The organism is bacterium (assembly GCA_030697795.1).
Lineage (GTDB): Bacteria > Patescibacteriota > Minisyncoccia > JACQLN01 > JACQLN01 > JACQLN01.
Genome location: JAUYOV010000015.1, coordinates 18,404 through 32,598, shown reverse-complemented (window position 1 = coordinate 32,598; position 14,195 = coordinate 18,404). Strand labels below are relative to the sequence as shown.

The 14,195-nt window shown below is 40.3% G+C and carries 10 protein-coding genes and 2 rRNA genes; 9 read left to right on the top strand and 3 right to left on the bottom strand.

The features are described from left to right. The 6 genes from Q8Q95_04190 to Q8Q95_04165 all read left to right on the top strand — a co-directional run. Positions 1-220 (top strand): 23S ribosomal RNA (locus Q8Q95_04190); the annotation flags it as partial. Between the two features lie 255 nt (positions 221-475). Next, positions 476-592: ribosomal RNA gene (gene rrf, locus Q8Q95_04185) — 5S ribosomal RNA — on the top strand. Positions 593-756: 164 nt separating this feature from the next. Next, positions 757-1,170 (top strand): hypothetical protein, encoded by a 414-nt coding sequence (locus tag Q8Q95_04180; protein MDP3764789.1) that lies wholly within the window; start codon positions 757-759, stop codon positions 1,168-1,170. Between the two features lie 11 nt (positions 1,171-1,181). After that, positions 1,182-1,547 carry a hypothetical protein gene (locus tag Q8Q95_04175; protein ID MDP3764788.1) on the top strand — a complete coding sequence of 122 codons (366 nt, stop codon included), beginning with the start codon at positions 1,182-1,184 and terminating at the stop codon, positions 1,545-1,547. A gap of 131 nt (positions 1,548-1,678) precedes the next feature. Further along, a complete protein-coding gene (locus Q8Q95_04170; protein MDP3764787.1) occupies positions 1,679-2,137 on the top strand; it encodes a hypothetical protein in 459 nt (152 codons plus the stop codon). A gap of 288 nt (positions 2,138-2,425) precedes the next feature. After that, positions 2,426-2,944 (top strand): hypothetical protein, encoded by a 519-nt coding sequence (locus Q8Q95_04165; GenBank protein MDP3764786.1) that lies wholly within the window; start codon positions 2,426-2,428, stop codon positions 2,942-2,944. A 109-nt stretch (positions 2,945-3,053) separates the two neighbouring features. On the opposite strand, the gene Q8Q95_04160 is transcribed toward Q8Q95_04165, so the two are convergent. The 3 genes from Q8Q95_04160 to Q8Q95_04150 all read right to left on the bottom strand — a co-directional run bounded on the left by Q8Q95_04160 (position 3,054) and on the right by Q8Q95_04150 (position 8,248). Then, a complete protein-coding gene (locus tag Q8Q95_04160; GenBank protein ID MDP3764785.1) occupies positions 3,054-6,302 on the bottom strand; it encodes a hypothetical protein in 3,249 nt (1,082 codons plus the stop codon). A 155-nt stretch (positions 6,303-6,457) separates the two neighbouring features. Beyond that, positions 6,458-7,030 carry a hypothetical protein gene (locus Q8Q95_04155; protein ID MDP3764784.1) on the bottom strand — a complete coding sequence of 191 codons (573 nt, stop codon included), beginning with the start codon at positions 7,028-7,030 and terminating at the stop codon, positions 6,458-6,460. Between the two features lie 195 nt (positions 7,031-7,225). Further along, positions 7,226-8,248: a trypsin-like peptidase domain-containing protein gene (locus tag Q8Q95_04150; GenBank protein ID MDP3764783.1), complete on the bottom strand. Its 1,023-nt coding sequence runs from the start codon at positions 8,246-8,248 to the stop codon at positions 7,226-7,228. A gap of 190 nt (positions 8,249-8,438) precedes the next feature. Here Q8Q95_04150 and Q8Q95_04145 point away from each other — a divergent pair, with 190 nt between their 5' ends. From Q8Q95_04145 to rpoB, 3 genes are all read left to right on the top strand, one after another. Continuing rightward, positions 8,439-9,194 carry a PD-(D/E)XK nuclease family protein gene (locus Q8Q95_04145; GenBank protein MDP3764782.1) on the top strand — a complete coding sequence of 252 codons (756 nt, stop codon included), beginning with the start codon at positions 8,439-8,441 and terminating at the stop codon, positions 9,192-9,194. 66 nt (positions 9,195-9,260) lie between these two features. Next, complete coding sequence (locus tag Q8Q95_04140) at positions 9,261-10,379, top strand: FtsW/RodA/SpoVE family cell cycle protein (protein MDP3764781.1); 1,119 nt, start codon at positions 9,261-9,263, stop codon at positions 10,377-10,379. Between the two features lie 450 nt (positions 10,380-10,829). Beyond that, the gene (rpoB, locus tag Q8Q95_04135) at positions 10,830-14,138 is read left to right on the top strand and encodes a DNA-directed RNA polymerase subunit beta (GenBank protein MDP3764780.1); all 3,309 of its coding nucleotides are present in this window, start codon (positions 10,830-10,832) and stop codon (positions 14,136-14,138) included. The last annotated feature ends 57 nt before the right edge of the window (positions 14,139-14,195 follow it).

Sequence of the window (14,195 nt, the reverse complement as noted above, 5' to 3'; positions counted from 1 at the left end):
GACCGGAAGGAACGAACCTCCCGTGTATCAGTTGTCACGTCAGTGGCAGTGCTGAGTAGCGGCGTTCGGACGGGATAAGTGCTGAAAGCATATAAGCACGAAGCCTCCCTCAAGATTAGATCTCGTAGCTCCCTAGAAGATCACTAGGTTGATAGGCTCTAGATGTAAGCGCCGTAAGGCGTTGAGTCGAGGAGTACTAATCGAGCATGTTCACGAAAGCACTAAGATCGCAACTTGCCCTTCGTAGCTTTATGCGAAGAAGGGTTTTCAAGCGATTAAAGTTCTTTGTGGTGCCAGTTTGCTTATCCAGTAACGCATACGAATGTACATTACTGGGGCTACTTATTCAGTTTTTAGTGTTCAGTCCCGTTAGAAACAGCTCGCCCCAAAGGCTCTTCGGGCGCGCAAAGCGCGGGCGTGGTTTCTAACAGGATTAGCTCCGTTTCAAGAATTTGGGTGATTCGGTTATAAAAATTTCGGTGCTTTGAGCGGCTTGGAACCACCTCTTCCCATTTCGAACAGAGAAGTGAAACTGGCCAGCGCCGATGGTACTTAGTCCTTGAAGACTAGGAAGAGTAGGTCAGTGCCGAAATTTTTGTAACCGAATCTGGTAAAATGTTAAACACTGGATGTTTAACATTTTTTCTTAAATAGTTTTTACAAAAAAAGGTCTACATTGACCTTTTTTTGTTTGTGTTCTAGTATTACCGTCAAGAGTACCTTAACTAAAAACCCTCAAAAGAGAGAGGTTCGGACATGGCGACAAAGAAGAACTTAGATTCCTTCGATGAAATGAAGCAAACCGCCGATAGCTTGCTAGGTAAGCTGGAGGACGAAGGCAAGGAAACTTCTGGTGCCGCCAAGAGTTTCCGACAAATAGTCCTAAAGACCATGGCGCTTCAGATGCGCATGATCGTCTGGTTGTATCAGTATGTTCGTGTGATGCAGGCCGAGCAGAAACAGTTGGACGAAGAGTCTTCGCTTGAAACAATGAATCAGGTGTTGACCGCCGCGATCGATAGTGGCGCAAAACTCTTGCCGAGGGATGCAGGTTCTAGCGCCAGAGAAATAAAACCCGCCACACAAACGTCGGCGACCTTGCCTAGTCGGAATGGTGATTCCGAACTTAGAGAGGCCACCGCCCCTGTAAGTCCGCTCGCTACCAGATAGGATGGTCTCTTATGGGGAGGGTTCTTGAATGGCTCAAGCTGAAAGGCAAAGAGGAAAATCTAGATCCCCTCCGGCCCCTTGAAGATTTTTTTGAGGAAAGCAAAAGGGAGCTGGAGCTTCTTCGCCTAAAACCCAGAGTCAAAAAGAAAGCGATAGTGGTGAGTTACAACATAACGCAAATTATAATTGCGATTATTGTCTGTATTTTTCTAACAGGCGTTCTCACTGCTTACCATTTCTTTCCTGATTACCTCGGTTCCAATATAAGTACCATCGCGGTTGGTAAAGATTCTAGCGATTTAAAAACGGAAACTGAATCGCCCGAAGCAGAAAGGGTTAGAAAGCTTCGGGAGTCAATACGAGGGAAAAAGAAGTAGTTCTAACAGGCACGTAAATGCGTGCCTGTTTTCATTTAAATTTTTATTGAACTTGGCTCGATAATTGACCAACTTATTTTATTATGTTAAAAATTGACTAGATCTTTTTAACTCAAACAAGGAGGGACAATATGAATTGGTTCAGGATAGTTCGCTTGGTTGCAGTTTCTTTTTTGGTGATGTCGTGTGGAGACGATGAGCTAAAAAGGAATTTTGATGATATGGAAAGTCTGGCAAATGAGGCGAGGGAATCGCGTGATTCTTTGCAGACAGTGGCTGATTCTTTAGGATCTAAAGTATATGTTTTAAGAGATTCTGTTTCTAGTTTAAACCTTAGGATACATTCTTTAAAATCCGATAGTACGCATCTTAGTCTTCAGATTAAGGATATGTCAAAGAAATCTCCTCAAGAAAAAGGCAAAAAAGAAAAACCCATGGTTAAGACTTTGATTGTTGTTACTCCCGATACCACGGGCAAAAAGTCTGCTTCTATTTTTGAACCTACAGTAACACCAGATTCTTTAGTCTCTCCTGATACCAGTTCTTTCATTGGTTATATATGGGAAAAAAGAAATAAGTTTGAGCCCTAGATTGTAACCCCGTTTTGGTTAATGCCAAAGCGGGGTTTTTATATATTTAAAATAAATATATCGATTATATTATATATATATTATATCAATCTTTATTAATCTCCGCATCTTCTCGCTCGAGCGAGAAGATGCGGGAAGTATGAATAAAATGGCTTAGAATATAGGTTTTTTAGGGTTATTTTGGGCGGTTGTGCCTAGCTATTGACAGGATATATAGCGATATGCTATACTATATACAGTTCTAAAAAATAACGTAGTTTCCCTAATCCTCTAAAGAAAGGATTTGTCATGAAAGCTCACGCGCAGTTGATCGCCCTCGTATTGATTGGCTTGTTGGCAGTAGTTGCCAACATCAGGGTCCCGGATGACTTCTCGGCCGATGTTCAGTGGTTGACGAACGAAGTCGTCGCTCAAGGCGATAGCATCCAGACGCTCGCGGCCAAGCAGGATAGTTCCGCTGTGGCTATGGTGCTGGCCGACAGTGTTCTGCGAGCCGAGATGTATGGCAGGACAAAAGTCCTAGCCGATTCGGCTATTGCCTTACGAGCTTCTCTGACCAAACTTCAGAAGTCCGCCAATAGGGTCAAGAAGTTGGAGGGTCAGGCGAAAGAAAGTCTCGATATTTCCAAACTGACCCAAGAGGAGCTGGAGCTCCTCAAAAGAACGTTCGGCGACCACGTCGCCCTTCGGGCCAAGGATGCCCACGGCGATAAACGTATCGCCAAGGCCAGTTTTTTCGGTCAACAAACTTCGTCCGCCGATCCCGCTTCTTCTTGGGGATCAGCGAGGAAAGGGAAAAACTTCTGACCTAAAAAGGGTTAGGCCCCGCGCTCGTTACGAGCGCGGGGAATTTTCTTTGTTCAACACTTAGTGTTGAACAAAGACCCTGAACGAGCCTGCGAGTTGAAGGGTTACGTTAGTGACCTCTCAAAAACTTTCTAACATGCATAGTATCAAACACTTTTGTTTTTCCGCCCAAAAATCCTTTCTTGCGGTCCAACTGGTGAGTAGCGCCTTGTTTGTCTTCTTCAAACAATTGCCATTTGCCCTCGTCTACAAATTGAGTAAAATATAATTTTCCGCTTTTGCCTTCCACAGGAAATATATTTTCTTTTAATTGTTGGAAAGAGACAGGATCAACATTTTTATCAAATTTACCTTCCAAAATTAAAGCTGTATATTCTTTAACTCTATTATCAAATTCAAATAAAGACTGGGCCAGTTTTTCGGGTGTACTTATTTTATCCCATTCGCCCTTAAACATTTTTGTGTAAGTATCTATTCTTTCTGGGTTTGGTCTTGGAAAGTCTCCAGCTTGATATTCTGGTTTAGACATCTCGCCTAAAATAAATTGGCGGACAATAGAATTACGCGAATCAGCCGGAGTCTCACGCCAGGCTTTTTCAAATTTTTCTACGCCAACAGCCTGCGCATCGGCTTTGCCTGCTTCTGGAACGCTAAGGCTTGGTTTTTCTGGTAGATGGCCGGCAGGTATGCCCGAAGAATTTTCGAAATTTACATAAGGCTTGCCGTCGGCGCCTATTTCTACAATAACTTTATCGCCATCGTGAACAAGATCGGGGAGTTTGCCGCCAAATTTTTTATCTGCTAATTCTTTTAATGTTTCGGCGGTTCTTTTTTTAGCCCAATCGCTAATAGTACCATCTTTAGAAGCATCGTAGCCAAAGCGATCCGGATTCATTCTAAAACTTTGTTCGGTAGAGAACCAAATAGAATCTTGATTGCCAGCTATAGGGTTTTCAAAACGGAAGGGTTTTAATGTTTCTGCAACAGAAGCAGAACCTGGTTTTATATCTTCTAAAGCAGGAGTTTCTGTTAGTGTGTTAGGAGAAGATTCTAAAAATTGAGCAAAATGAGTATTTAATTCGTCAGCTTCTCTTTCTAGACCACAAGCTTTCCAATCCTCGGATGTTTTAGCTATTTGAAGAGCTTCTTCGGTACTTAGGCCGTCTTTGGAATTAACTCCAGCAACCGAATCAAAAAACGCATTATTTTTTTCTATTTGTTCTGGGGTTAAAACTTCTTTTATTGGTGGACCAGAATTGCCCAAAGCTTCGGCGGCATTATCCCACATTTTTTCAACTGCAAATGGCATCTCGGCTAAGGTTTCCAAAGTCATCGCGGTTGCAGTAACACGACCCAACTGGGCAATTCTTTTGCTAACTATGGCTAAAGTATCCATCTGGCCGTTTGAATCTATAATACGGTCGTAATCTCTTAATTTAGCTTCGTGTTTTAAAACAAATTCTTGTATTTTTTTATCTTTTTCTCCTTGTGGTATGGAACTTGCTTCTATAAGCTCAATTTCTTTAGCAGTGTTTTTAACAGAACGTTCAATGCCTAAGGTTATTAATTTTAAAGAAAATTCTTGAAGCATTGTGCGTTTTTCATCTGTGCTTCTAGAATTTAGTCGTTCCACTAAATCTTTTGGTATATCACGATAATAGGTAGTTTTTAAATTTTCTTTGGAAGCTTTTTCATCTCCACCTTTATCAACACTGTAAGTTCCACCAGCCTTTTCATATATTTTTATAGCTTCTTCCAAGGCCATGTCCACATCTAAAAGTCTGTCTTTTGTTGTGGTTTCTAAACTAACTTCTTTAGCAGCTTCAAGCGTTCTAGATGTTGCCATGGCGCCCCAAGTTACCCATTTTAACGGGTTAACAACGCTCATGCCTGTAGCGTCCATTAAGCCTCTGCCGTAGCGCAAAATATTTCCAGTTAGAGACATTATGCTTGCGGTTCTTGTTATGACCCCATCATCAATCTTTTTTGCTTTTTCTCTGGCTTTGTCTCTATCTCTAATAAAATCAGCTTTAAGATTTTTAAAGAAGCGATCTCCGCCAGTACCTTCTGCATAAATTTTGGAAACATTACCGAACAATTTAGACCACTGTTCGTTTTTCCAAGCATCTGCTCTTAAGCCCCAGGTTGCAAAACCTTTAGCAATTTTTTCTTTAGTGGCTTCGGGTAGTTTTTCTACATCTTCAATTGTTTCTACTTTAGCTATCAATTCTGCTTCTTCTGGTTTAATCTCTGTAAACTCAGCATCTACTACGCCTTTGTTTTTTTCTGCTTCTTCTAATTTAGCTTTTCTTATATCTGCGATGTCTCTTCTCATTTCTTTTGGGATATCTCCTTCAAGAAATGATTTGTTAGCCTCTTCGTTTTCTGACTTAACTTCTTTTACTGCTTTCGACACTTCTTCTGTTTTTTCCATAGCAATATCCAAAGCTGATTTTAGAGGTTCGCTTTCAGTTGGTAGTTCTTGGGTTAAGGGTTCTTTTTCTCCAAGGTCTATATCCATTTTTTCTGCTGGTTCTTGCGCTTCTTTTAACCTTTGTTCTAGTTCTTGAGTCAGACGATCTCCCTCTGGTGATGATTCTATCGGTAAATTTGCCGGAACTAAAAACTGCTCCGAAATTATATCGAAATTATTTTCTACTCTTTGCCAAAATCTTTCTATTACATCGTTGCTAATAAGTTCACCTCTTTCTTTAAGGACTTTAGCGCTCATTTCAAACTGGTCTGTTTCTCTTAAGGCCTCCTGAATTTGCGCAGTCTTTTCTGGGCCTAAATCTGGTTTTGTTAAAATTTCTTTTAATTTAGTTTTTTGGTCGTCTAATCTTTCAGCTACCAATGGCAGTTGTTCTTCTTGGTATTCTTTCTGTTTTTCTTTAGATTCTGTTTCAATTCTTCCAGCTAACTCTTCGTCCCTTCTACCTTGAACCATATAGCTTTTCCTTTCTTTTGGTTGCGGTGCGGCAGGAAGTTCGGTCTCTGTTGTTGGCGGGGTTACTGGGGCGGGTTCCTGCGATTCAATCTTTTGTATAGTTTCTGAAAGTCTGTTAGACAAAGCTTCGCGTTCTGTTTCAAATGAGATCACTTCTGCTTCCGGAGGGTCTTCTAAAGCTTTAACTTTTTCTAAGAATGCTCCTAGTTCACTTTTAATTTGTTGTATTTCGGGACTGTTTTTGAAGGCAGGGTCTTTTTCGGCTAAGGCTAAAGCTTCTAGGTCGTCCGATATTTTTGTTTCCAGTTGCCCTTTTAAGTTTTCTTTAGCTTGCTCGCGCATACCCTCCAAGACTTCTTGGGGTATGGTGTCGCCGATTTTAGGTCCGCCTTCTTTATTTTCTCCAGACATTTTATTTATAGTCGCTATTTTATAATTGGTCTAATTGTATCACTCTAACTTTGTTACGCCAATATGCATAATTTATGAAAGTAACGCTAATAGAATAGCACTAATTAAATATAAACAATTGTGTACCCAGCATACGATCGTATGCTCAAAACACGTCAAGACATGTTGAATATCTTACGGATATGAAGTTCGTTATCTAATTCCGTAGCTATAACTATTCTGACATATGGCCTAATATCAAAGTATTCAATTATATAATCTAATTCATCTTGGCAAGGATAGGGATGAACCAAAACACTTTTTTGAAATTCATAAAAACCCATCCTTTTTAATGCCTCTCTTAAAACGTCTCGCGCCGCCCTTTTCTTTTCGGGTATATCAAATATAATCAGACGCCATTTTTTATCCCAGATTTTTGGTTTTTTTATTTCTATATTATCTATATTAAAAGTAATAGCTTTCTTCTTGCCTTTGTCTGTAAGCATCATAGTTAAAGAACCATCGGGGTTTTCGTGTTCGCGGATAAGTTTGGATTTATATAAATTCCTTATAGCTGTTTCCAAAGATCTTTTGTTTATATTCTGCCATTCATTTTTAACTCCTTTGAGTACGCGAAAATATTGATTTGATGTTCGAGCTAAACTTAAACCAAGACCTGCGCCTAACAAAAGAAGAGTTTTTTGTTGGATTGGTCCCAATCTATATATTTTCTTACCCAAATTTGGCATTTTAAATCTTAATTAGACATCTTAATTTTAGATATCTTAAAATTATATCACAAACGTACACCGAGCATACGATCGTATGCTCGTGATACTAGTATTGATTTAATTTAGCTGGAGTTGGTTTAATGTAATTTAATTTAGTTTGGTTTAGTTTAGTCAGTAAATATACTTTTAGCTGGTTTGTGTTAGGATGTTGCGTTAGTTATTTAAAAAATCCGCCAAGCTTAAACCTGTTTCGGTTTTGACCACTCTTTCAACCGCATAAGGCGATAGGGAAAAGAGTTTTCTTTCGTTTATGTTGGCGGTGGTGGTTACGCCAAAAATTAAACCAGCGAACTTGTTGGTATAAATATCAACTAAAATTCCGCCCGAAGAGCCAGATTGCGAAGACAAGCTCATACCGGAAACAATAAAATCGGCATTAAATTCGCTAACTATTGTTTCGCCAAAAAGCATATTAAAGCTTTTAAGCAGAACCTCGTAGCCTAAAAGTTCGCCGGGATAGCTAAATGTGGCGAGTATCTGATCTTTTTTGGGTAAGAAATTTGTATCTATGGAATAATATGGAAAGTCGTTTGCTATCGGTTCGCCGCCAGCGGAGCGTGTCATTTTCCAAATAGAAACATCGTTGGCGTGTCCGTCCCAATTTTTGGGAGCGCCAACATAAACGCTAGGGAACATAACTATTTTAGCGTAGCCAATGTTTTTAGCGGGCGAACCTTGGCGAATTCTGCATTCATAGTTTTTATCTGTAACAAAAGCTTCGGCTACGTGAGCATTGGTTAAAATATAGCCGTTAGGGCTAATGATTACACCAGAGGCAGTTTCGACGCCGTTAGCATATTCGCAGAAAAAATTAACCACACGCGAAGATGCTTTATCGTAAAGCACTGGCTGGCTTAGTCTGGGTGGTGGCGGGGTCAAAACGGGGCTAATGGGAGAAAGGGGTATGGAGGAAACTTCGTTTATTTTTTGCTGTATCAAATCAATAGCTTTTTGATCTAATACAGGTTGAAGCTTGGGCTTGGTCAAAATGGGAGAAATGGGGCTAACGGGTGAAAGGGGTGTGGAGGTTGCTTCTGTAGAGATAGTCAAAGGGTCGGAAAGGGGTAAAGGGGTTGAAATGGGAGAAATGGGTTCAGGCTGGTTAGTGGTTTCTTGGCGGTAAACAAAAAAAGTTGCCGAGACGACAATTATTAAAATGTATATTAAGAATCTCATAAAATATCTGATTAATAATTTCTAATATCCAATTTCTAATTTCCAATCAAATCCCAAGTCCTAATGACAAATGACTAAAAACTTTCGACATTAGACATTTTATTAGATATTAGGAATTAGTAATTGGAAATTTACATACATTCAATCTACTACATTTCTATTTTTATTAAAACGGTGTTTTAATAAGTTTATGTCCAAATACTACAATCCCAAAAGAACTCGCGGGCTTTTTGATCCAAAGTCTAGCCAGCCTTTTCGTTTAAGCCGTTCTAAAATAGATTTATTTTTAAACTGTCCGCGTTGTTTCTATTTGGATAGGCGCTTGGGCGTAGCCCAACCCCCCGGCTATCCCTTTAGTTTAAATAGCGCCGTAGATAAACTTTTAAAAAAGGAATTTGATACACATCGAATTCAAGGCACAGCTCATCCGTTAATGAAAAGCTATAATATAGATGCCGTGCCGTTGGATCATAAATTAATGGATGAGTGGCGTAATGCTTTAAGCGGAGGCATCACATATTTGCACCCCAAAACAAATTTGTTTATAACTGGCGGAGTAGATGATGTTTGGGTAAATACCAAAGGTGAATTTATTATTGTGGATTATAAAGCTACCTCTAAGGACGGCGATGTTAATTTAGATGCAGATTGGCAGATAGGTTATAAAAGACAAGTAGAAATTTATCAGTGGCTTTTTAGGCAGAATAATTTTAAAGTTTCTAGCACCGCTTATTTTGTTTATTGCAATGGCAACACCGATGCCGAAGCTTTTGATTCTAAACTAGAGTTCGATATTTCTATTTTAGCTTACGAAGGCAATGACAATTGGCTAGAGCCTGTTATTTTAGACTTGCATAAGTGTTTGATGTCAGACTCGCTACCGCAGTCGGGAGAGGACTGCGATTACTGCCAGTATAGAGAAGCAGCGCAGGAACAGGAGAGATAGAAGGTGGAATGTAGAAAGTGGATAGTAGCTAAGATTTCTACCCTCTACTTTCTACCCTCTACTTTCATGTTTATCAACCATCTCAAACGTCTAGATTGGATATTATTAGGTGCTATAGCGCTGGTCTTTATATTGGGTCTTTTGATTTTTTATGGCAGTGCGGCCAGCCGTCAGATTTTTTGGCGCCAATTAATTTTTGGTTTGGCAGGTTTTTTATTGATACTAGCTTTAAGTTTTTTTGATTGGCGGATAATAAAAGAAAGTTCTTTTTTCTCGGTCTCTATTTATGTTTTTGGTTTAATTTTGCTTTTTATTCTTTTGGTAGTTGGGGCAGAGGTGAGAGGTGTAACTAGCTGGTTTAAGTTTGGAGCTTTTAACTTTGAGCCGGTGGAGTTGGTTAAAATAATATTAGTAGCGGTTTTAGCAAAATATTTTTCTTCGCGTTTTATAGAACTCCACCGCTGGAAAAATATAATAACATCTTTTTTGTACGCAGGTTTGCCGGCTGGCCTAGTTCTTTTGCAGCCAGATTTAGGTTCGGCGGTGGTGCTTTTGGTTTTATGGTTTGGCATGATACTTTTGGCTGGAATTAAAACAAGACAAATGTTGGCGATAATGTTTTTGGTTTTAGTGGCTACGCTTTTTATGTGGAATTATGGTTTAGCAGATTATCAAAAAAATAGAATAACAAATTTTCTTTATCCAGACCAAGATCCTCTGGGCGGTTCGTATCAAAGCAGACAGGCTATGATAGCCATAGGTTCGGGGGGGTTATTGGGTAAGGGTATAGGCAGGGGCACCGAAACTCGGCTTGGTTTTTTACCCGAGTATGAAACTGACTTTATATTTGCAGCTATAGGCGAGGAACTCGGCTTGGTTGGAGTAGGTCTGCTTCTTATGGGGTGGTTTATCATTTTTTACAGGTTTTATAGTAATATAGTCCTAGCTTCGGATAACTTTTCTAAGCTTTTTATGGCTGGCCTAGCCATTATTTTGTGCACTCACTTTGTTGTAAATATAGGTGCCAACCTTGGCTTTTTGCCCATTACAGGTATTCCCTTGTCTTTTGTGTCTAGTGGAGGGTCTAATTTTGTAAGTTTATGTGTTGGAATTGGCATTCTTCAGGCTATGAGGGCCAGGATTTATAACAGGGGTTCCGCTGGTGATGAGATGGTACTTGACTGATGAATACCCTATAGATTATACTGGTCTTATCGATTGTTACGCTAAATGCCCAGCGAGTCACTTCGCCGAGGCGTCGGTAGCTGTAGCTTAATAGCTATAGTGTAGAAATATTAAATGAATTATTTGGCTCTCGCGTCAAAAAGCAGAGAGTGTTAATAGGCACACCTTGATAAACCCAATGGGTGAGGGGTTTTTTGTGTCTGTTTTTTGGTTTTATTAGTTTGGCCTACGAGCAAAGCGAGTAGTTGCCAAACAATAACCCCAGCCCCAATTTTGCCCCGGATTATTTTGTGCAGTGCGTCCCGCGAATAGCGGGATACTGTTATAGGCGAAGCGCTGCGCCCTTATTAGGGATGGGCTATTCGCCCTCGCGCTTCGCTTGCTAATCTATTGCAAAATTGGGGCGGGGTTCTATATTTTATAACTACTCGCTTCGCTCATAGATAAAATATGAAAAAGAAAATCTTCTCCTCATATAAATACAAACCTTTTCCATTACCCAACCTGTTGGAGGTTCAAATAAATTCATATAAATGGTTTCTAAATAAGGGTTTAGCCGAAATATTTCAAGAAGTTTCTCCTATAGAAGATTACACCGGCAGTAATTTGGAGCTTTCTTTTGGGGGCTATTATTTTGATGAGCCTAAATATTCTCAAGATGAATCCCGAGAACATCTGACTTCGTATGAAGCTCCGCTAAGAATAAAAGCTAGGTTAAAGAATAAACACACGGGTGAAATAAAGGAACAAGAAATCTATTTGGGCGATTTTCCTTTAATGACTTCTCGTGGCACGTTTATTATTAACGGCGTAGAGAGAGTTATTGTTTCTCAACTAATACGTTCTTCCGGTGTTTTTTTTACTGTTCAAAACACAAAAAACAAAAATCAATTTGGCGCCAAGATTATTCCAAACCGCGGCGCTTGGTTAGAATTTGAAACAGATAACGATGGAGTAATTTCCGTAAAAATAGACAGAAAACGCAAAGTGCCAGTCTCATCTCTATTTAGAATTTTTGGTTTAACCCAAGACGAAGATATAATAGAAGCTTTTAAAAAGCACGATACATCTGTTGATGTTACTCACATAAAAAATACTCTAGCTAAAGATGCGGCTAAAAACCAAAACGACGCCTATATAGAAATATATAAGCGCATTCGCCCGGGCGACATGGCTACTGCTGAAAATGCTAAAAGTTTGATAGACGCGATGTTTGGTGGCGCGAGATACGATTTGTCCGAAGTTGGCCGATGGAAAATGGAACAAAGATTGCAAAGTATAAGAAAAGAAGAAGATGCTAAGTCAAGATCTTTTCTTAAAGAAAGGGATCTAAATAAAAATTATACTGACAGAGTTTTGCATTTGGCAGATTTGGTGGCTATTATTTCTCAAGTAATAAAATTAAATAACGAACAACCGCCCAAAGCCGACGACATAGATCATTTAGGCAATCGCCGTGTTCGCGCTATGGGCGAGCTGGTTCAGCAAAGATTAAGATTGGGTTTTGCGCGCTTAGAAAGAATTGCTAAAGACCGAATGTCTACGCTTGATGTAACTACAATTACGCCGGCCCAGCTTATAAATGCGCGTCCTTTAATTGCGGTGGTCAAAGAGTTTTTTGCTTCGTCCCAGCTTTCGCAGTTTATGGATCAAGTGAACCCTTTGGCGGAATTGGAACACAAGCGCCGTCTTTCGGCCTTAGGACCTGGCGGGCTGGCGCGTGAAAGAGCGGGTTTTGAAGTGCGCGATGTGCACACTTCGCACTACGGCAGAATTTGCCCCATTGAAACTCCAGAAGGGCCAAACATTGGTTTGGTGGAATATTTTGCTTCTTATGCCCGATTAAATGAATTTGGATTTATCGAAACTCCTTATAGAGTTATTAAAAACGGCAAAATAACAGAAGATATAAAATATCTTAACGCTTTAGAAGAAGAACAATATTATATTGCTCACGGCGGAGTAAAAGTTGATGAAGATGGTAAATTTTTGGAAGAACTTGTTCAAGTTCGTTATTTAACCGAACCTACTTTAATAGAAAGAAATAAGGTTCAGTTGATGGACGTTTCGCCTCAGCAGATTATTAGCATTGCCACTTCGCTTATTCCTTTTTTGGAACATGATGATGCTAACCGCGCTTTGATGGGTTCCAATATGCAACGCCAAGCTGTGCCTTGCGTTAAGCCGCAGGTGCCTTGGGTGGGCACGGGCGCCGAAGAAAGAGCCGTGCAAGATTCGGGTTATGTAATTTTGGCCGAAGAAGACGGCACTATTGAGGCGGTGGACGGCCGGAAAATTAAAGTTAAATATAGTAAATCAGTTAAAGACAAAATGCGGGGCGAACTTAAAGTGATGCGCACCGAGACGGTTAAAGGCGGCGGCGAAATTGTGGAATATAATTTGCATAACTTTGTGCGTTCCAACCAATATACTTCTTTAAACCAATTTCCTCGCCTGGCTAAAGGCGCTAAATTTAAAAAAGGCGAAGTTTTGGCCGATGGTATTTCGACCGAAGACGGTGCTTTGGCTTTGGGCCAAAATTTAACCGTAGCTTTTATGAGTTGGCGGGGCGGCAATTTTGAAGACGCTATTATTCTTTCCGAAAAAATAGTAGAGCAAGATATTTTCTCTTCCATCCACATTGAAAGCTATTCTATAGATGTGCGTGAAACCAAGCTTGGTCCGGAAATTACTACGCCCGACATTCCCAATGTTTCCGAAGAAAAATTAAAAGATTTAGACGAAGAAGGTATTGTACGCATTGGCGCTGAAGTGGGCCAGGGCGATATTTTGGTGGGCAAGATTTCGCCCAAAGGCGAGGCCGATCTAACCGCCGAAGAAAGATTGCTGCGCGCCATATTCGGCGAAAAGGCCCGCGATGTCAAAGACGCTTCGTTGCATTTGCCTCACGGCAAAAGGGGCCGGGTGGTGGGTATTAAAATTTTTGAACGCGATAAAGGCGATAAGCTGCCAGCCGGCGTTATAAAAACTATTCAAGTGGAAGTGGCTGAATACAGAAAAGTTTCGGTGGGCGATAAATTAGCGGGTAGGCACGGCAACAAAGGTGTTATCTCTATGATTTTGCCAGAAGAAGAAATGCCCTATATGGCCGATGGCCGTAGCGTAGATATTATTTTAAATCCCTTGGGTGTGGCTAGCCGTATGAACATTGGCCAAATTTTAGAAACTCACTTAGGTTGGGCTATGAAAGCTAAGGGCATGAGAGCGGCTACACCAGCTTTAGCCGGTGCTACCGAAGATGAAATTAGAGCCGAACTTAAAGACGCTGGCTTACCCGAAGATGGCAAAGTTGTTTTGCACGATGGCAAGACCGGTGAAAGATTTTCTCAAAAAGTTACCGTGGGAATTATTTATATGATGAAGCTTAACCACTTGGTTGAAGACAAACTTCACATGCGTTCTATTGGGCCCTATTCGCTTATTACGCAACAGCCTTTGGGTGGTAAAGCGCAATTTGGTGGCCAAAGATTTGGCGAAATGGAGGTTTGGGCTTTGGAAGGTTATGGCGCTGCCAATATTTTGCAAGAAATGTTAACCATAAAATCGGACGATGTGGTTGGCCGTGGCTATGCTTATGAAAGCATTATTAAAGGAGAAACAATTAGAACACCAAATATTCCAGCTTCGTTCTTTGTCTTGGTAAACGAAATGAAAGGTTTGGGCCTTAATGTAGAACTTATCGGTGAAGAGGTTTTGCCACCGAGCGAAATTAAAGAAGAAATCAAAATAGAAAATTAACTTCTTAGCTTTCTAGGATGTTAGCTTACTAGGCTTAATACCTAAGAAGCTAAAAAG